This is a genomic window from Flavicella sediminum (genome assembly GCF_006381105.1).
Classification (GTDB): domain Bacteria; phylum Bacteroidota; class Bacteroidia; order Flavobacteriales; family Flavobacteriaceae; genus Flavicella; species Flavicella sediminum.
Genome location: NZ_VDET01000002.1, coordinates 1,415,140 through 1,437,151 on the forward strand (window position 1 = coordinate 1,415,140; position 22,012 = coordinate 1,437,151).

Below are 22,012 nucleotides of genomic sequence, written 5' to 3' on the forward strand. Positions count from 1 at the left end.
TGACAATTTTGATAAATTTTTAAGATGCATAAAAATAAGATACTTACGCTACTATTTGTAGTTTCCTTCTTGGGAACTCAAAACAGTTTTTCACAAAAAAAGCAAGCGCACAAGTCAACAACAAGCCAAGTGAGTTTTGATTTTGAAAATCAAGCAGCAGATTGGTCCTTGGCGGCTAGTTCTTATTGGTCCTTGTCAGAAAATAAAGCTGCTAGTGGAGATTACGCCTTAAAATATGAGGTTCCGGAAAGCGATCAACTTTTGAGTCCTGATTTTTATAGCATTGAAACAGGGCATACCATTCATAAAATTAGAACGGCAAATTTTATATCGCAAACAGCTATTATTGCCAGTTCCTATGAAGGAATAGTTATGCGCATAGGGTTTGATGGGGTAATTCTTTGGAAAAATAAATTGTCTGGTTTTATGGTACACGATTTTTGGTGCGCCGATATAACGGCTGATGGAAATGATGAAATTCTTATTGCCAATGCAGATGGGACTGTTTATTGTTTAAATTTCAAAGGAAAATTACTTTGGAAATACCAAAAAAATGAAGTTCCCATGTATGCCATTACGGTAGTTAAAAAAGAAGGTACTCCTTATGTAGTGGCCGGAAGTTTAGATTTAAATGCGTATTATTTGTCGGCTGAGGGAAGTTTGGTGAAAGAATTAAAATCTGCAGATTATTCTCAAGAAAAAACTTGGGGGACTACCACAGCAAAAAATAATGTGCATTACACCAACTTTTTAAGACCTGTAAAAAAGGATGCAGACAATGATTATTTGATCATGCATGCCAGTAACAATCCTTCACAAGATAAAGGCGCTACCTATGTGTTTGACGCCTTAGCGGATACACCCATAAAACGAATAGAAACGATAGGCGCTAGTCCAATTGGTGAAATGCGTTTTTCTGATCATGACAATGATGGAAACATGGAAGTTTTATTGGGGTTTTCAAATCATCAGAACAGTGCCAATCTTACACGTTTAAATTTAGTAGACGATACTCAAGAAACCTATGGAGTTTCAAAATTAGGATTTGGATATTCAGTGATGCAGCCAGAATTAATTACCGATGTGACTACAAAAAAATACTTGCTCTTAATTGGAAATCAAATGGTGTTGGTAGATCCTAGTTTAGACAGTGCTACGGAAGAAAAATATGTAAGTAAATATTCCTATTATGATCTTTGGAAAGTACCTAATAGTAACAAATTAATATTGGCAAGTAGCCAAAGTGGTGGAAGTCAAATTCATGTTTTTGACACCAGTATTGCGGGTTGGAAAACTGCGTATCAAGATTTAATGCCCGGAGGAAAATTGCAGGATATTAAAGACAATACAGCAGCAATTAGAACAAATTTAGCCAGTTATACCAAACCGAGTACCCAAAGAGAAGCACGTGCTATTTACTTTATGACAGAAAGTACAGATAATGGTTTGGCGAAAACAACGGCAGATAATATTCGTGCCAATTATGAAACACCAATATTTTTAGGTGGAAGTCATATGGGGCAAGCTGAAAATTGGGACAGGTCGGCCCTAGGAAATGCAAAATACGAAGCAAAAAGAGATGGGCGTAGAGATTATGTGTATACCCAGCAACAGGCCATAGATCATATTTCAAAATGGTATGATGAGTCTCCAGAAGGTGACAAAGGAATTGCTTATTGGGGTGGCCATGGAAATGACCCTTATATGTTTCAACTAAGTACAACTAAACAAATTTTAGACAAATCAAATGGTAAAAAAACCGTATTAATTTATCCTGAATTAGAAGATCATTCTGATGATTTTGCTTTTGTAATGAACGATTTATTTTATCCTTTGGCGGCCTATGGACGAGAAAAAAATGCCAATATTTTTGTACGTACCAAACATAATTTTTGGCAAGGAAATGTGTTTTTACCTATGTGGGGCCGATTGCTTTCTGGAGAGTTTTCAGATGTTTTTGTGCCTTCTATGGAAGAAACTACAGACAAGGCCATGGATATTAGTATTGCTAGTCGTGTTGGAATTTGGGCTAGTGGAGCTGTAGATAATTGGGGGACTAGAACAGTGCCTGACAATCCAAGTTACGACCGATCTAGGCAATTTTGTCACCAACGATTGCCCAATCATTTTTTACGTCATTTAATTTATCATATGGCCAATGGGGCTTCTTATCTAAATAACTTCGCCGTTGATCCTGATTATATGAGTATTGTTTGGGAATTAACTGCTAAAGGAGCTTTGTTTGTTCCGAAGCCTAATGAAATTGTGAGTATTTCTCCAGTTCATCTAAGTATTTTTAATCCCGATGCTCATTTTATGGAAGAAGGGAGTAGTTTAAAATGGGCGACTCATTACGATGAAGAATTTTTAAACAACAATCCCTTTGTGTTTGGCCGACAAAATGCAACTTGGCTAGGGGCTCAAAATACACCTTGGGACTTTTCAAGTTATGCAGGTGGTGTAAAAGACCGTCGACAAAATTATTTACCTAGTTATGCAAATGGTTTGGTACTAATTACACCGCCACAAGCTGGGGCACATGCGGATATTTCAGCACCAAGAGGAAAATTGGCAGATAAATTACATCCACTTTATAAAACTATTTTAAAAGAATATTATACGGATGGACGTCATTATTATTCTGCTGATGGAACACAGACTTTTGCCGCAGATGCGTATTACACAAACATAAAAAATCAACTAAAAGAAAGCGCAAAATTACTACCACTTACCGTAAAAGGTGATGTTGCTTGGGTTGTTGCACAGACTTCACCTACAAATTTACGATTGACAATTTTAGATGGAGGCTATTTAAACCCGATGGATCAAACTGCAATTTTAAGTTTTCATACAGTAACACCGACAAATATGGTAGATATATTGGATGGGACTTCGTTTAATATATCTGATAAAAATGCTGTAGAAATAGAAGTCCCAGCAGGTGCATTTCGCTTTATAGACATCACTTTAAATACACCGCTTAATTAATTTCCTATGACAACTAGAATTTTTACATACCTGTGGGTAGCAGTCGCTTTTTTTTATGTTGGAACGCAAAAAAGTTTTGCACAAACTAATTTTGTCAACGGATTGCATACTGAATATTATGGTTTCGATGTAACATCTGGCGATGATGGTTGGTGGATGCAACACGATGAGTGGACTATTGCCGGCAATAAAGGAGCAAATGGGACAGGCAACAGTTTGAAGTTTAACAATACAACTTCACTTACGGGAAGTAAACGAGCATTTGGAAGTTCAAGTATTCAAGAAATGGCTATAAATTTAGAGCCGGGTATTTATCAAATGAAGGCCATGGTTTGGCTAGATTCTGGAGCGCAAATTTCAGCGGTAAAAGCAAATTTTAGAACAACTGATGAGCCAGATGTAAACGTTGTTTTTGATTTGTCAAGTGTTACAAAAAATGAATGGGTAGAGGTAACGGCAGAATTAAACCTGACAAAAGCATTTGTAAATACGAATGTAAGAATCATAATGGAAAGTAGTTATGGTGGAATAGGAACCTTATATTTTGATAGTTTTCAAATATTGGTTGAAGCTCCTCCGGTTGTGGTAGAAGTTCCCTTAGTAGCTTCAATAAGTACCTTGCCAGAAGGGAATATTAGTCTAGAAGCCGGAGAATATGATGTAAAACTAAAGGTGTTTGTAGAGGAAAATACAGCTATTTCTAATTTTTATACAACATTAGTAACTCCTTGGAAAAATATGAAATGGGATTTGCACAATATAACTAAAGGTATCTGGGTGGATTTAGAACAGCATATAAGTATTGAAGAAGCTGCAATAGATTCTGAATTTAAAATTACAGTACATAACAATCCAGAATATGGTGGTGGAAAAGGAGTTTTTTATGTAGATGATCTTAGTTTTGTGCAAACAAAAAAGGCTGGAATTAGTGCCGATAATTTTGAAATTAAGGTAGTGTCGGAATCTTGTATAGGGAAAAATAACGGTCAGTTGTATATTAGCGCAAAAACAACTGAAAATTACCAAGCGAGTTTTAATGGAGAAAATTATGACTTTACTTCAAGTTTAGAAATAGCAGACATTGCACCAGGATCCTACGATTTATGTATTGCAACGGATGGATATGATAGTGATCACTGTTACTCGTTAAAAATAGAAGCAGGACAAAGCATTGCCGCAAAAGGAACATCGAAAATGGCGAAAACGGCTATTTCTATTGAAAAAGGGACAGCTCCATTTGCTGTTTTTGTGAATGGAATCCCAAGTTTCTCAACCCATTTAAAAAGCTTTGAATTAAATTCTTCTCCTGGCGATTTTATTGAAGTGAAGACCGCTGTTCCTTGTGAGGGTGTTTTTTCAAGAAAAGAAGCTGAGGTGCTTGTTTACCCAAATCCGGTAAAAGATATTTTAAGTGTAAAAGCTAAAAAAGGGACTCGTTTACAGTTGTTTACAACTTCCGGAGTTTTGCTTAAAAATAAAGTGCTAGAAAATGATCGTTACGAACTTTCTGTAAAGGAATTTCATTCGGGAATTTATATTTTAAAAATCTCTCATTCAGATCTTACGCTCCTTAAAAAAATTCTTATTGAATAAAGTTGGTCAAAATAGCTAAGACTTGCCGTATTTCATTTTAACATGTGGTTTAGGTTAAAAAAAATAACTTAAATTTAGCGAATCATTTACGACTTCAAATGTGCTTCAACCAGTTAAGATTTTTTTAAAGTTAAACATCTATGTTTAGAAAATACCGATTCGTACTATTTTGTTTCCTATTTCTTGTGACACTTCTAAATGCACAAGAAGGTCGACTAGAGTATTCTCATAACCTAACCATTTCTGATGGTTTGGCCCATAATGGGGTCACTTCTATTTTTGAAGATTCTAAAGGATATATTTGGATTGGAACCTATGATGGTTTGAACAAATACGATGGGTATGAGTTTAAAATGTATAAGAATACGCTTGCTGTAGATATTTTAACGAGTAATAGAATTCGTTCAATTACGGAAGATCTTAAAGGAAATATTTGGATTGGTACCGATGAAGGAATTACCGTGTACAATCCTTCTTTGGAGAAATTTACCAAATTGTATTCTGATAAATTTTATAACAATAGAATAACAGGCCCCATTGTAAAAGATATTGTAATTGACAAATCACAAGGTTTTATTTTATGTTTAACGGAAACGCAAGGAGTTTTAATTTTTGATCAGGAGTTTTCTTTGTTAAGTCATACAAAAGTACCTGAAAGTGTTTTCAATCGTCAAACAAAATTTGCTAATTTAATAGCCATAGATGAAGGTTTGTATCTTATTTCGGGTACGGGTGGCTTGGCTACTTTTAATGTAAATAGTTTGGCTTATGAAAGAATATTACAGGAAGAGGTAAACAACACAAATTCTGTAACAAAGGTAGATTCTAAAACCCTGTTGGTAACTTTACGAAAGGGTTTGATCTATATCAATTATAAAAAAGAAGAAGATGCAATTTCGTATAAAGTAAAAAGTAAACATTTTCCGAAATACTATTTTAAAAATGCAAAAGTAGATCCTTCAGGAAAATTGTGGTTAGGCCTTTTAAATGAAGGTTTATTTGTTTTAGATGATGTTTATTCATTAACGGATAACTCGAAATTAGACATTAAAAAATTACAATTAACCCCTGGGCTTTTGCGAATTAGTTGTTTCTCTTTTTCCGAAAGAAGTGGAAATTGGGTAGGTTCGTTCAACAAGGGTGTGTATCGATTTGATACGCAGGAGAATCCGTTTCATAAATACTATCCTAGTAAAGATGCCAAGTTACAATTAAGCTCCAGTTCCGTAAGTCATTTAAGTACTTTTGATCGGAATAGAATATTTATTTCGGCCACCAAAGGAAGCATGTCTTTTTATGATACCAGAAAGCATGAATTTGAAAAAATGCCCCTTCAAATTACGGAAGAAGACCGACTGAATGTGTCAACTGTTTTTGTAGATTCTAGGAAATCTATCTGGTTGAAAATTCTTGGAAAATATGAGTTTTTACGTGCTCGAAGAAAAAACAAACCTTTTGAAAAGGTTGTACATCCAAGTTTTCCTGATTTTGGAAGAATTGCTCCAAGAACTATCAAAGAAGATAAATACGGAAATATTTGGCTTGGTTGTGAAGATGAAATTTATAAAATTTCGATAGATAGCTCCAATAATATTCTTCAAATAGAAGCGCTATCTGAAAATCCGTTTTTTAAAGATAATAAAATCTCATTGACAAGAATTGTGTATCCAGATCCTACTTTTGATTTTGTTTGGGTTGGAGATGATGATGATGGACTTTTTCGTTTAAAAACAAAAGCGCGAACGCCTTTGGCTGAAATAGAAATAGATCAATACATCCATGATAAAAATAATCCGCTTTCGATATCTAGTAATTTTGTTACGTCAATTTGTCGTTTGCCTAATGATGAATTGTGGCTAGGAACGGAAAGAGGCGGAATTTGTAAAGTATTGGAAAGCGATACGGAACCAAAATTCGTGTCCTTTTCGGAAAAAAATGGCTTATCTAATAATGTGGTTAAAAGTATTGATTACGACAATGAATACAATCTTTGGGTGGCTACAAATAATGGATTAAATAAGTTCAACACAAAAGAATATACTTTCCGAAAGTTTAGCAAGCAAGATGGTTTGCCTTTTGCCGATTTTTGGTATGCTTCCGATAAGCTAGAAAATGGTTATATATTTTTGTCTGGCTTGGATGGGTTTTGTTATTTCAGACCCGAAGAAGTACCCAATACAGAAATTTTGCCCAAATTAGAATTTGGCGATTTTAAGCTGTTTAATAAAGTAGTATATCCTGGTGATACGCTTGAAAATAGAGTGTTGTTGAAAAAACACGTGGAAGCAAATGATGTATTGTCTTTAAAGCACAATGAAAATGTGTTTTCAATAGATGTTACCTCTTTGCATTTTTCAAATCCTGAAAATTATTATTTAAAATACAAATTATCACCATTAGAGGAAGATTGGATTCAAGTGCCATCTCAACAAAAAACAATTCAATACAACGGTTTGCAACCTGGCTCCTATGAATTAAGCGTTATTGCGTCTAATTCAATTGGCGACTGGACAGAACCGGTGCAATTAAAAATATTGATTAAGCCTCCATTTTGGAAAACAAGTCTGGCTTTTTTCCTCTATGTTATTTTTGGTGGTTTAATTGTTTATCTAGTGATTTTAATTGTGTTAAAAATTCAAACTTTAAATCATAATATTGAAATTGAACAGCTAGAAATAGACAATGTAAAAGAAGTAAATGCAGCCAAATTGCGATTCTTTTCAAATATTTCACATGAAATTAAAACGCCGCTAACCTTAATTTCAGGTCCTGTAGAGGTCTTGTTAAATCAGGTAAAAAACAATGTCGAATTCAAGCAGAAATTACAAATAGTACAAAGGCAATCTAAAAAAATATCACAATTAATAGATCAGGTACATGATTTTCAACGTGCAGATGCGAACAAATTGAAAATGGATTATTCTAATTTTTGTTTTGATTCTTATGTAACTGAACTGCTTATCGATTTTAATTTCTTGGCACAAAAAGATGGAAAACATTTGGAAGTTCAAGGAGTAGATGAAAAAATATACATTTCTGCAGATCAAGATAAATTAGGAAAAATATTAAACAATTTATTTAGCAATGCCTTTAAATACACAAAGGCTGGTGATACCATAAAACTGACTTATTATACTGAAGAAAAGGAGTTGTTTGTAAAGGTAAGTGATACAGGTAAAGGAATTGAACGAGATGATTTACCGCATATTTTTGAGCGTTTTTATCAATCTCAAAAAAAACACAGTGCGTATACAGGAGGTTCTGGAATTGGTTTGGCTTTTTCTAAAAGATTGGTGGAAATGCATTATGGTTATATTGATGCTGAAAGTGAATTAGACAAAGGGACCATCATACATTTGCGACTTCCAATAGTGGTTGATGAAGATACAGTAGACCAAGAGGAAAGAGAAAAGGAAATTTTATCCTACGAGAAAAAATATATAGAAGATCCTTTAATTCCACATGAAGTAGATTTGACAAAAATTACCTTCGATGAAAATTTCTTGAAAGCAAAAGTGTTTTTTGCAGAAGACAATGTAGATATGCGCGATTTTGTGGCAGAAATGTTATCTAATTTCTTTGAGGTAACCACCTTTACAAACGGACAGGAATGTTTGGATGCTTTAAAAGAAGAATGGCCAGACATTATTATAAGTGATGTATTGATGCCAGAATTGAATGGTTTCGATTTGTGTAAGGCCGTAAAGTCTGACATCCGTACAAGTCATATTCCTGTGGTTTTGTTAACTGCTTGTACTTCTATTGAAGATCAAATAAAAGGTATAGGAGACGGGGCTGATGCTTATATTCAAAAGCCGTTTAATATTCAAAGACTGATCACTAGAACGGAATCTTTGTTAAGAAACAGAAAACAATTACGCGAACGTTTTAAAGTTGATTTTCCGATTACACTTGAAAAAGGAGTTGATAAATCCAAAGACAATGTGTTCTTAGAAAAATTGTATGATTTGATGAATGAAAATTTGGACAATCAATCGTTAGATATTAATATTTTGGCGAAAAAATTGTATTTGAATAGGACACATTTTTATCAAAAAGTAAAAGAATTAACCAATCAAACACCTTTTGAGTTGTTGAAAGAATTTCGTTTAAAAAAGGCGGCAGAATATTTAATTCAACAAAAATTACCGGTAAATGAGGTATTCGTCATCACTGGTTTTAAAAGTCGTAGCCATTTTAGCAAACTGTTTAAAGACAAGTATAAGGTTACTCCTGGAAAATATGCTAGCGAAGGAATGAATTCTATTATAAATAAAGAGGAATCCTAAATGAAACGCAATATTTCAAAAAGAGACCGTGACGTACAATTTATAAATTTTTAAGAACATTTTAATTTTAGAATGTCACGTACTTAGCCCTAACTAAACTTTATTATTTCTAGATTATGATTTCATTTCTATTATCTATTGCTGTATTGATTGCAGGTTATTTTATTTACGGAACGTTTATTGAGAAAATTTTCGGAATCGATAAAAATAAAGAAACACCAGCAACAAGTTTACAAGATAATGTAGATTTTATGCCCTTGCCAACATGGCGTGTTTTTCTAATTCAGTTTTTAAATATTGCAGGTCTCGGACCTATTTTTGGAGCAATCGCTGGAGCCATGTATGGACCTGCTGCTTTTTTGTGGATTGTATTGGGGAGTATCTTTGCAGGTGCTGTCCACGATTATTTTTCAGGAATGCTTTCATTACGACATGACGGATTAAGTATTAGTGAAATTGTTGGAATTTATTTAGGACCAAAACTAAAGCACTTTATGCGCTTTTTTACAGTGATTCTTTTAATTTTTGTTGGTACAGTATTTTTGGTGGGGCCTGCAAAAATTATTGATGGAATGACGGGTGGATTTTTAAGTATTTGGGGTTGGGTAGCCATTATTTTAGTGTATTATGTCCTATCTACTTTATTGCCAATTGATAAATTGATCAGCAAATTGTATCCTGTTTTTGGTGCAGCCATGTTATTTATGGCAGTCGGTTTGTTAATTGCTTTGTTTGTTGGTGATTATCAAATACCTGAATTAATACCTGCTAATTTGGTAAATATGAAAACAAATTCGGAAGCAACACCTATTTTTCCGATGTTGTTTACAACCATTGCTTGTGGTGCTATATCTGGTTTTCATGCCACGCAATCGCCTTTAATGGCACGTTGTATAAAAAATGAGAAATATGGTAAAAAAGTATTCTTTGGAGCCATGATTACCGAAGGTATTGTGGCATTAATTTGGGCAGCTGCAGCCATGACCTTTTTTGGAAATGTGGAAGGCTTAAATGCCATGATGATAGAAAATGGAAACAATGCTGCTTGGGCTGCCAATGAAATATCTTTAAATATGCTGGGTAAATTTGGAGGTCTGTTAGCGGTCCTTGGAATTGTAGCAGCGCCAATTACTTCTGGAGATACTGCCTTTAGATCGGCCAGATTAATTTTGTCAGATATTTTTAAATACGATCAAACCAAAATAAGCAAACGTTTGTACATCAGCTTGCCATTATTTGTCATTGCTTTTGCTTTAACTCAAGTTGATTTTGCCATTATTTGGCGTTATTTTGCTTGGAGCAATCAAACTTTGGCCACCATTGTTTTGTGGACTTTAACCGCTTATTTGGTCAGTGCTAAAAAATTATACATAGTAACTTTGCTGCCTGCAATTTTTATGACCATGGTATGTAGTACCTATATTTTAATTGCGCCGGAAGGATTTTCTTTAGAACACAATGTTGCCTATATACTTGGCGGGGTCAGTACCTTATTGATTTCTTTGTTGTTTTGGCTGTATGTAATGAAGGTAAAGAAGCGCAAAAAATAAGAGAATTCACTATTCCGTTTTCAGTTAAATGTACTCAAAAACACTTTTTGTTTATTTAGAGACATAAAGAAATTTTAAAGTTGTAAGAGATTTGTAGGGTAATCAATAAAACAAATTAAACCAACTTTATTATGAAAACAAAATTACTTAAATCTGTATTATTAGGGGCTACATTCTTGTTGTACACTGGACTTGCTTTTTCTCAAAATATTTTACCAACGGATGCTTATGGATTTGAATTAACCAATGTAGATTGGAATAATAAAAATACGGGTGATCAAACTGGTAACATCGTTGAGGCATGGACACAAGTTGCGGGATTTACACAATCTTTAGACCAAGCACAATCTGGAACTTACAGTATGAAATGTGATTTAGTTGCAACAGCAGGTACAGTTCCTAAATTGCAAACATGGAGGTCTAATACTAATTCGGAACATGAATTCACTACAGAATTAGCTACTTATAAAGTGAAAGCCTGGGTTAGAGTAACAGGTGACGCTGCAAGTAATATAAAAATTACAATAAATTCTCAGCCGGCTAAGCCTAACCTTACTTTAAATTTTCCAGATACACCTACTGGTGACTGGGAGCAAATTGAAGCTACAACTACTTTCGATGCTACAGAAGCGGAGACGGTAGGTTGGATTTCGTTTTCTTTAGTAGGAATACCTGCTACTCCAACAGCAGGAAGTGTAACTTATTTTGATAATATTACTATTGAAAAAGATGCTACTGCTTCCGTTAATAAAATTAATAACGAATTATCTGGTGTGTCTGTTTTTCCAAACCCAGCTACTGATAAAGTGAATGTTACTGCACCATCAGGAAGTGAAGTAAGTATTACAAATATTGCTGGTGTTGTTGTGAGACAAGTTCAAACAAGTTCTGATAATACAGTAATATCAACTGAAAATTTACCATCAGGAATTTATATTGTAACGGTAGTTTCTGAAGGGAAAACAGCTGTTTCAAAATTGATAAAAAACTAATAAATAGTTTCTAAAATAGTAGAGAGCCTGCAATTATTATTGCGGGCTTTTTGTTGTTGTATGGGATGGTTTTTGAATTTTATATTCATGATTTGGATTGGTTTTTCCTGTTATTATTGACTTAGTAAAGGGTAAGATTTAGCATGTGTAAAGAAGGAATCCTTTTTAATTTTGGGGTGAACCTAATTATGAATTCAAACCAAACCAAATTAATTATGAAAACAAAATTACTTAAGAAAATTACTGTTCTTTTAGCTTTAGTCGCTTTGTCAACTACACGAGCACAAACAACAACCTTTGATACTGGCTTAGATGGGTGGGCTGTAGATTTTGGAGATGGAACACATAGTACACTGAGTCATAATGATGCAGAAGGAACCGATGGAGCAATTGTATTAGATAGAATTACCGATAATGCCAATTTTGGAATTAAAGGAACAGCAGTAGTCGTAAATATTGATGCTGATGTAAAAAAAGGGATCAGAATACGATTTAAAAATTTAACAGGAGGTACTACTTTTCGAATTGGTGGTACAAATGGAGATGGTACTGTGCTAAAAAATAATAGTGGAGGTAATATAGATCTTCCAATATCTGGAACAACAGATTATGAAACTGCTTATTTTGATTTGAGTAGCTATACCTTATGGAAAGGGGATTTGACAAAAATATGGTTTGGTGTAAGAGGAAGTGCTCCTGATGCTTCAGGTCAAGATTTTTTCTTAGATGAAATTGAGTTTATTACAGTTCCAACTGCGACTTATTCAGAATTTACTAGAGATCCTGGTTTTGAAGATGAAGACGCAGTAACTGGTTTAGGAATAGGCTGGGAACCGGATACGAAAAGTTATGGCTCTGCTGGAATTTCAACTGATGAAGCGCATTCAGGAACAAATTCTATGGCCTATACTTTTACAGATAACCAAGCGGGATGGTGGGCAATTGATAATGCTACTGCAGTAACGTATGATCCAGGATATAGCGCGGGAACGATGATAACAACCACTATTTGGGTAAAATCGAGTGTAGCAAGAGAGTATAAAGTTTTTATTGGGTACCTTTTGGATGAGATAGCAAAAGGAGGATCTCAAAAAACGGTGGCTTTGGAAGATGCAACTTCATGGCAGCAATTAACCTTTTCTTATAGCATTCCTGCTGAGGAGAGTTTTACAACTGCAAAGACAAGAATAAGTATTCCTACGGTAGGTTCTGGCTTTGTTAATGGAAATGTTTTATATGTAGATGACTTAGTTACTACGTTTACTACGGAAGTGCGGTTGTCTAATGAAGTTAATGTTTTAGAAGGTTTACAAATATATCCAAACCCAGCATCAGAGATTGTAAATATATCTGCAGAAGCAGGAAGTCGTATTTCGTTAAGTAACCTTGCAGGAGCTACTGTTAGGTCTTTGGAAGCAACTTCAGGTACAAGCAGTGTATCTGTTTCAGATTTACCATCAGGAATTTATATTGTAACGGTAGTTTCTGAAGGGAAAACAGCTGTTTCAAAATTGGTAATCAAATAAGTAGAGCCTATCCTTTTACAAACCTGCTTTTAGAAGCAGGTTTTTTTATTGTGTGGGATGCGTTCAGTTTTTTTAGTACGCCAAAGCATTTTTGTTTTACCTATAAGCACATCGTAACATCATTAGCAGTCTACCTTTGGTAGTCATTAACCAATAAATTTAATTTTATCTATTATGAAAAAACAATTACTTAAAAAAATAACTTTTGCCATAGCATGTTTTGCTATTTCAACTGTTTCAGCACAATTAACAACTTTTAGTACAGATCTTGACGGTTGGGCAAAAAGTTGGGGGGCAAATAGTGTCGTAACACATGATGCTACAGGAGGATTGACTTCGGATGGTGCTTTAAAATTAGAGCGATTAGGAGCAAATTCTAATTTCGGAATTAAAGGAACTGCAGAGGTAGTTGGTATTGATGCTGACGCGATGAAATATATCCGCTTGCGTTTTAAAAATGAAACAGGTGGCGTTCAATTAAGATTGGGAGGTACAAATGGCGATGCCGCTGCTATCAAAACAAATGAAGGTGGTGATATTAATTTTAGTATAGGTGGAAGTTCTGATGAATACACAACGATGTATTTAGACATGAGTACAACTACCTTATGGAAAGGAGCTTTGACTAATTTTTACTTAATGGTTAGAAATAACGAACCGGATACAGCTGGAGATTATTTCATTTTAGATGAAATTGAATTTTTAGCATCTGCACCTGCAACTACCTATTCAGATTTTATTTTGAATCCTGGATTTGACGGTCCTTCAGGTATTGCTCATTTAAGTGGTAACAAAGCATTCGTAACACGAGGGATTACAGCTACAGAGGCACATGATGGTACGCAAAGTTTGAAAAATACATTCTCTGGAGACGCAGATTCTGCATTTTGGACATTCAGTTCTTACGAAAAAACTTACGAAGATACGTATGAAATTGGTCATGCTATTCAGATTAAAATGTGGGTTAAAACAAATCGTGCAACGCCAATTTCCATGTCGGCTAGAGTAAAAACAACCCTAGCAGGAGAAAATACAGCATCAAAACCAATTGTTACTGTTGCAACTACAAATACAGCTATGGAATGGGAAGAGTTGACTTTCAACTTAACGAATGCGGAAGCTTTTGACGGAATTACATTTTGGTTCGCTTTGAACTGGGTTGATGGTGAAGCAGCTAATTTAGTGTCGGGAGACGTTGTTTATATCGATCAAATTTCGGCTACAATTTCAGAAGAAGTCCCTGCAAGCGTTGGGAAAAATACTTTAGAAGAGGTTGCGATTTATCCAAATCCGGTTGCTGATCAATTGCAAATTGAAGCACCGCTAGGAAGTGAAATAAGCATTACGAATTTAGCTGGTGTTACTGTAAAATCTGTAACAGATAGTGCTAACAAAAATGTTATAAATACTTCTAACTTGGCTTCTGGAATCTATATCGCCAAAGTAACAAATGGTTTGAAGTTTTTTATTGAAAAAGTTGTCGTAAAATAATAGCGTCATTCACATTTAAATCTAAATCCCGCTACTATTTTTTAGCGGGATTTTTTTATACCGCTACTTGTTAGTTTTAGATAAGGTAGACAAATACCAGAGCACACATTTTTTGTATGCCCACATACACCAAAATCATCAAATTGTTTTTTTTTTGAGCTGTGTTAAAAACAATAATTTTCATGAGAAAAATAGTTAATCATTTTATCGTATTTCTTTGTGTTTTCTTACAAACAGTAAATGCCACAGAAATAAAATCGAAATCAGGAATTGTAAGTATAGAAACGGGCCTGACCATTTCTAAAGTCAGAACTGCCCAAAATCGAGGAAAATCTTACATTGTTGCCAGTAGTTATGAAGGAACCCTTATTGGTGTTTCTTATGAAGGAAAAATTCTTTGGAAAAATGAATTGTCTGGTTTTATGAACCATGATGTTTGGTGTGCCGATCTTACTGGAAATGGAAAAGATGAGGTGATTGCTGCCAATGCAAATGGTACAATTTACTGCTTGGATGCCAAAGGGAAATTGATGTGGAAGTTTAAAAAGAACGAAGCTCCGATGTATGCAGTTTCTGTTGTTAAGAAAGGAAAACAGGCTTATGTAGTAGCAGGAGGTTTTGATAAAAGTCTTTATTATTTGTCTTCGGAAGGAAAAATGATCAAAGAAATCAAATCAAAAACATTTTCTATAGAAAAACCTTGGAGTAAATATAAAAAGGACATACCTGAAAGCAATGTAAGCACGGCTAATTTTATTCGGCCTGTAAAAAAAGCAGATGGTTCGGAAGTACTCGTTGTTTTAGCTTCAAATAATCATATGAATGTACCGGGTACCTTGTACTTTTTTAAACCATTGGAAGATTTACCTTTTAAAAAGGAATCTATAAAAGCACCCGCTAAATTAAAAGCAAAAATTCGTATTCGTCCGTTAGGCGATTTTAAAGTTGCAGATGTAAATAATGATGGAAATGAAGAAATAATTTTAGGAGCATCGGCACATGCCAATGATTTGTTGGTGACTTTTTACGATTTGGAAACGAGTCAGTTTACATTTAGACAATTAAATAAAGTCAAATTTGGTTATGACATTGCCCATACAGTACTAATTGAGCAGGATGATAAACCCATGTATTTAAGTAGAGTGGGAAGTCAAATTCATTTATTCGACAAGAATACTTCGGATAAAAATGTAGAAAGATTGGTAGGAACTTATGCCTATAACGATTTGTGGAAAGATGCTTTGACCCAAAAAGTCATTTTGGCCAGTGCACAAAGTGGCGGTAGTTGTATTCATATTATTGATACAGATAATAAAAATTGGAAAAAAGAGTTTGTCAACTTGCAGCCTAAAGGAAAAATTGCCGCTATTTTAAAAAATACAGAAGCGATAAGAGATGACTTGAAAAAGTTTGAAAAGGCCAGTGAAGATAATTCCTCACAGTCTGTTTATTTAATGACAGAAAGTGTTCCTGACAATTTGGTGGGTTTAAAAAATTCTATTGATAGAAAATATAAAAATCCAATTTTTTTGAATTCAGTTTTTCTTAGAAATGTAGAAAAATTTGATCGTTCTGCTTTAGCCAATAAAAAATATCAAAAAGGTAGAGACAGACGAAAAAAATATACCATGACACATGAAGAGTCTGTAGAAAAAATTTCTAATGAGTACAACGACGAACCTGGTGTAGCTTATTGGGCAGGTCATGGTAATGATCCTTATATGTTTAGTTTAAAAACAACTAAAAAAGTTGTAGACAAAGCGAAAGGAAAAAAAACAGTGTTGATTTATCCAGAAGTTGAAGATCATAATCCTGAAAATCTTAACTTTTTAGTAGACGACTTAATTTATCCATTAGCAAAACATGCGCAAGGTAAAAATGCCAATATCTTTTTACGCTCTAAAAATGTATTTTGGTTAGGTTCTAATTATATAGATTCTTGGTCTCGCTTAATGTCTGGTGAATTTGCCGATGTTTTTGTGCCTTCTATGGAAGAAACTACGGATAAATCTATGGAACTGAGTTTGGCTGGTAGAATGGGAATGTGGACCAGTGGAGCCGTGAATAGTTGGGGAACAAGAGCTGTTCCTGATAATACAGCTTATGATAGGTCAAGACAGTTAGGTTACCAAAGATTACCAAATCATTTTTTACGTATGCTCATTTTTCATACAGCAAACGGAGCGCAATTCATTAATAATTTTGCTGTAAATCAGGATTATATGAGTATTTACTGGGAACTTATTGCCAAAGGGGCTTTGTATGTTCCAAAACGAAATGAAATTTTAAGTATTTCTCCTGTGCATTTGAGCATGAAAGAGCCAGATCATCATTATTTAAATGACGGTGCCAATGTAAAATGGACTACTTTTTATAATGAAGCGTTTGAAAAAAACAACTCGTTTGTGATGAGTAGGTTAAACGGAACTTGGCCTGGTGCGCCAGTTACCGAATGGGATTTTTCTAGATATGCGGCCGGAGTAAAGGAAAGAAAATTAAATTTCTTGGCACCTTATGAAAACGGTTTGGTATTGATAACACCCCCTCAAAATGGAGTGTTTGCCGACAAAGATGCTCCTAGAGGAAAATTAACGGATCATTTGCATCCACTTTATAAAAACATAGTTAAAGAATATATTACCGACGGTCATAATTATTACAGTGCCGATGGAAAACAAAGCTTTAAAGCAAACGAATACTATAAAGTTGTAGAAAAGGATATTCAAGAAAAAGCGAAAAATTTACCCATTACTGTTTCTGGAGATGTGGCCTGGGTGGTGGCACAAACGTCACCCAAACATTTACGATTGACACTTATAGACAACGGATATGTCAATCCAGAAAAAAGTGTGGCTAAAATAAGTTTGAATGGAATTGTGGTGAAAAGCATCAAAGATATTCTTAGCAAAGAAGAATTCAAAGCAAATAATTCAAACAAATTAGAAATTGAAATACCCTTAGGAGCCTTTCGATTTATTGAAGTTGAGCTGTCTGAAAAATTATAATTAAAAAAGAAAGCTATGAGGAATTTTACCTGTTTATTTGTTTTTTGTTTTGGGGTTTTATCCGCAATTGCTCAAAAAAAATATGATTTTGAGCAAGAGGAAAAATGGAGTTTAAAAAACCAAAATCACTGGGAAATATCAAGTGCAAAAGCATTTTCGGGTCAAAATAGTTTAAAATATGAAGTGAATTCTTCTTCCGTTTTTAAGCCTCAAGCCATAACAAGCATAGATACCGAGCATACTATTTCAAAAGTTCGTTCTATAAAAATACAAGGAGAAAATTGTGTCATTGCAAGTTCCTATGAAGGAACCATCATGGCAGTTGGATATGATGGAATTATCCGTTGGAAAAATGAACTTTCCGGTTTTATGAATCACGATATTTGGTGTGAGGATATTACGGGAGATGGTGAAGCAGAAATTTTTGTAGCCAATGCAAATGGTAGTATTTATTGTTTGGATACTTTAGGGAAAGTAAAATGGAGTTTTAAGAAAAATGAAGCTCCTATGTATTCTGTATGTGTGGTACATAAAAATAACATTCCCTATGTGGTTTGTGGTGGTTTTGATACCAATATTTATTATTTGAATACAGATGGTTCTTTAAAACAAACCCTTGCCTCTTCAAGTTATTCCGTAAATACTGTTTTTGCAGGTGAAAATGCACCCAACAATACGCATATTGCCAATGTTTTAAGAAAAATAAAAAAAGCCGATGGTACGGAATATTTGTGTGTTTTAGCGACGAACAATAGCATGCAAGTACCAGGAAATGTGTATGTTTTTAATATTTTGGGCGATTTGCTTGCTCCTTCAGTGAAAATAGATAGCAGAAAACCTATAGGAGATTTACGTATTGTAGATACAGATGGTGATGGAAATGATGAACTATTGCTTGGAAGTAGTACACATTTAAATGATGGAATGGCCGTGGAAATTGATCCTTTTAATTTATCGGCTTCGCAGACTAGAATGGATATTTCGACCAAAAAAAATATAGTCGGAGCGCCAGGTTATCGAGTTACTCAAACGGAGATTATTCCTGATGGAACAAGTTATGCTTATTTTATTTTACACGGGAACAATATTATTTTGGTGCCGCCTTCAAAAGATTTAGAGCAGGCAGAATTTTTAAAATCGAAGTACGCTTTTAATGATATGTGGAAAGATAGCGCTACTGGAAAAATTATTTTAGCCGGTGACCAAAGCGGTGGAAGCGCGATACATATTCTAGATCCTACCAATCCAGCATGGAAAAGTCAATATGAAAATTTTAGTCCTGTAGGAAAGATTGCCTCCATTTTAGCAAATACAGAAAAGGTAACAAATACGAATGCTTCTTTTATAAAGCCTGCTTGGGAAAGAAATCCCATACCTGTTACTTTAATGCATGAGAATAGCTCGGGACAGAATACCAGTAAATACCATACGCCTATTTATTTGCCACAGCCTTTTATGCCTCAAGTTCAAGATGGAGAAACATGGAATAGAGCAGCCATGCCAAATGAAAAATACAGGGATAAAAGAGATAAAAGAAGACAATATGTTTTGTCAGAACAGCAAGTTTTAGATAAAATTATTCCTTTAATTGGTGCCGACGGAATTACCTATTGGGGTGGTCATGGAAACGATCCTTATTTTTATAGCAAACAAACTACTAAAAAAGTTATTGATGCCGCAGCAGGCAAACAAACGGTACTTATTTATCCTGAATTTGAAGATCATGGGGAGGATGCTGAGTTTGTTTTAAATGATCTTTTTTACGATTTAGCAACTTATGGAAAGGATAAAAATTTAAAACTTTTTATTCGATCCAAAAATATATTTTGGTTGGCAAGTGTGTATATTTCGCATTGGTCTCGTCTTGCTTCAGGTGAATTTTCAAACGTTTTTGTGCCCTCTATGGAAGAGACAACCGATAAAACTATGGAGTTAAGTGTTTCGGGTAGAATGGGCGTTTGGCTTTCTGGAATTGTAAACGATTGGGGAACAAGGGCAGTGCAAGACAATACCAGTTATGATAGATTAAGACAGCATTCCGATCAGTCATTGGACAATCATTTTTTACGACAATTGGTGTATGCTGCTTCAAATGGCGCAAGGTTTTTCGACAATCATAGAAAGCCAAAGCTTTTTGAAGAACTGCTAGCCAGTGGCGCTATTTTTGTACCAAAAAGAGAAGAGTTGGTGAGTCTTTCTCCTGTGCATTTAAGTATGTTCAATCCAGATGAACATTTTTTAGAAGAAGGGTCAAAAGTAAAATGGTTGACAAAGTTTGATGAAAATTTTGAAAATAACAATCCCTTTGTGTTTAGCAGAATGAATGGAACTTGGCCTGCTGCGCCGGTTACAGAATGGGATTTTTCAAATTATGCTGCTGGGGTGAAGGAGAGAAAATTAAATTTTTTGCCTTCGTATCCTAAGGGGATGGTTTTAATTACGCCACCGCAAAAAGGAATTCATGCAGACGAAACAGCTTTCAGAGGTAAAATGGAAACTAAATTGCATCCTTTGTATAAAAATATTTTGAAAGAATATTATACAGATGGAAGGCATTACTATTCGGAAAACGGTACTCAATATAGTGCTGATACATATTATAAAACTATTCAAAATGATCTTGTTGAAAGTGCAAAAAAAATACCACTTACCGTAGAAGGAGATGTCGCTTGGGTAGTGGCACAAACAGCACCAAAGCATTTACGATTAACACTTATTGATGGCGGATATATCAATCCGAAGGAACGAAAGGCCATGGTGAAATTCCATACGGTAACTCCCGTAAAAATGACAGACCTCTTAGATGGAAAATCCTTCAGTAGGAACGGGGCAAAAGAAGTTGAAATTGACGTGCCTTGTGGTATGTTTCGTTTTATAGATATTGAATTAGCTGAAGAGTTATAGGTTAAAAATTATTTTCTCAAGGGTAATAAAAGCTCAGTTAAACAGTGAAACGATGCTTATTTTTGATATTACACGCAAGAAGACACTATATGTATTCATGCGTACATGACTTAGGGAAGAAACCTTGTATTTTGCTAGTTCAACGAACAAATGAAGAATAATTATGAAAACCAGAATTGAATTTTTTAGCTTGAAACTATTTTTAGTAGGATCTTTAGTGCTGCTAATTTTTTCTTGTGCTAAAAAAGAAGCAACTGTACAAGCTTCAAAAGACGCTCCGAATATCATTTTATTTGTGGCTGATGATCATGGAACGGATGCTTTAGGTTGTTATGGAAATCCAGTAATACAAACATCTAATTTAGATAAATTGGCTTCGGAAGGCGTTTTATTTACTGATGCTTATTGTACCAGTGCAAGTTGTGCGGCTAGTAGATCTGTAATTTTATCGGGTTTGTATGGGCACGCTACAGGTTCTTACGGTCATGTTCATGATTACCACCATTTTAGTACTTTAGATCACGTACGTTCGTTATCAAATAGATTGTCTGAATCAGGTTATCATACAGCAAGAATAGGAAAATACCATGTAGCTCCAGAAAAAGTGTATTTGTTCGATGAAGTTTTAAAAGCAGATCCTAGAAATACGGTAGAAATGGCAGATGCTTCAAAACATGTATTGCATTCTGAAAAACCATTTTTCTTATATTTTTGTACCGATGATCCGCATAGAGGGCATCCTTTTCAACCTGAGTCTTGGGAGATTGCGAATACTTTTGGAAATAAAAAAGAAGGTTACAAAGATGTAGATCAAATAATTTACGATCCAAAAGATGTGATTGTTCCCGATTTTTTACCAGACAACAAACAATCTAGAGAAGAAATTGCACAGTACTACCAAAGTATTTCAAGAATTGATCAAGGTTTTGGGAAATTAATGAGTCACTTAAAAGAGGCAGGGAAGTTAGACAACACCATTGTGTTTTATATTTCAGACAACGGAATGGCATTTCCAGGCGCAAAAACAACCGTTTATGAGCCAGGAATTAAATTACCATGTATCATAAAAGATCCTACAAAAGGGAAAAAAGGAATTACGAATCATGCCAAAATTTCTTGGGTAGATTTGACACCAACTATTTTAGATATGGCAAACGTTGCTTATAAGCCCGAAGAATTTCACGGAAAATCTTTTGAGTCTATTTTAGATCAAGAAAACCCAAAAGGATGGGATCAAATTAACGCATCTCATACTTTTCATGAAATTACCATGTATTATCCAATGCGTGTCGTTATCGATAAAAATTACAAACTAATTTGGAACATTGCCTACCGTTTAGATTATCCTTTTGCGTCCGATTTGTGGGCAGCTTCTACTTGGCAAAGTATTTATAGAAATGATCTTGAATATTATGGAAAACGCAAAGTAAAAGATTATATGTTTCATCCTGAATTTGAATTGTTCGATTTAGAAAAAGATCCAGGTGAACTAGTTAATTTGGCGACAGAGAAAGAAAACAAGGCATTGTTAGAAAGCATGAAAAAAGGAATGAAAAACTTTCAGCTAACAACCAAAGATCCTTGGTTAATTATGTGGGATCACGACAACTCTTTACAGGGTACGGGCGTCGATTTGTAGTGATAAAAACCGACAGTGACTTGATAAATCGTAAA

The 22,012-nt window shown here is 34.5% G+C and carries 10 protein-coding genes; all 10 read left to right on the forward strand.

Annotation, left to right across the window (positions count from 1 at the left end):
• The first annotated feature begins 24 nt into the window (after window positions 1–24).
• The 10 genes from FGM02_RS06060 to FGM02_RS06105 all read left to right on the forward strand — a co-directional run bounded on the left by FGM02_RS06060 (window position 25) and on the right by FGM02_RS06105 (window position 21,977).
• Window positions 25–2,988, forward strand: a complete 2,964-nt coding sequence (locus FGM02_RS06060) for a hypothetical protein (RefSeq protein WP_139957412.1) — start codon at window positions 25–27, stop codon at window positions 2,986–2,988.
• A gap of 6 nt (window positions 2,989–2,994) precedes the next feature.
• Complete coding sequence (locus tag FGM02_RS06065; protein ID WP_139957413.1) at window positions 2,995–4,581, forward strand: T9SS type A sorting domain-containing protein; 1,587 nt, start codon at window positions 2,995–2,997, stop codon at window positions 4,579–4,581.
• A 140-nt stretch (window positions 4,582–4,721) separates the two neighbouring features.
• Complete coding sequence (locus tag FGM02_RS06070; RefSeq protein ID WP_139957414.1) at window positions 4,722–8,870, forward strand: hybrid sensor histidine kinase/response regulator transcription factor; 4,149 nt, start codon at window positions 4,722–4,724, stop codon at window positions 8,868–8,870.
• Between the two features lie 116 nt (window positions 8,871–8,986).
• A complete protein-coding gene (locus FGM02_RS06075; protein ID WP_139957415.1) occupies window positions 8,987–10,420 on the forward strand; it encodes a carbon starvation CstA family protein in 1,434 nt (477 codons plus the stop codon).
• A 131-nt stretch (window positions 10,421–10,551) separates the two neighbouring features.
• Complete coding sequence (locus FGM02_RS06080; RefSeq protein WP_139957416.1) at window positions 10,552–11,412, forward strand: T9SS type A sorting domain-containing protein; 861 nt, start codon at window positions 10,552–10,554, stop codon at window positions 11,410–11,412.
• A gap of 215 nt (window positions 11,413–11,627) precedes the next feature.
• Window positions 11,628–12,938 (forward strand): T9SS type A sorting domain-containing protein, encoded by a 1,311-nt coding sequence (locus FGM02_RS06085; RefSeq protein WP_166461137.1) that lies wholly within the window; start codon window positions 11,628–11,630, stop codon window positions 12,936–12,938.
• 174 nt (window positions 12,939–13,112) lie between these two features.
• Window positions 13,113–14,429 (forward strand): T9SS type A sorting domain-containing protein, encoded by a 1,317-nt coding sequence (locus tag FGM02_RS06090; RefSeq protein ID WP_139957418.1) that lies wholly within the window; start codon window positions 13,113–13,115, stop codon window positions 14,427–14,429.
• Between the two features lie 182 nt (window positions 14,430–14,611).
• A complete protein-coding gene (locus FGM02_RS06095) occupies window positions 14,612–17,434 on the forward strand; it encodes a PQQ-binding-like beta-propeller repeat protein (protein ID WP_139957419.1) in 2,823 nt (940 codons plus the stop codon).
• Between the two features lie 15 nt (window positions 17,435–17,449).
• Window positions 17,450–20,338 carry a PQQ-binding-like beta-propeller repeat protein gene (locus FGM02_RS06100; RefSeq protein WP_139957420.1) on the forward strand — a complete coding sequence of 963 codons (2,889 nt, stop codon included), beginning with the start codon at window positions 17,450–17,452 and terminating at the stop codon, window positions 20,336–20,338.
• Window positions 20,339–20,501: 163 nt separating this feature from the next.
• Window positions 20,502–21,977, forward strand: coding sequence for a sulfatase family protein (locus FGM02_RS06105; protein ID WP_139957421.1), 1,476 nt, complete (start codon window positions 20,502–20,504; stop codon window positions 21,975–21,977).
• Window positions 21,978–22,012: the final 35 nt, after the last annotated feature.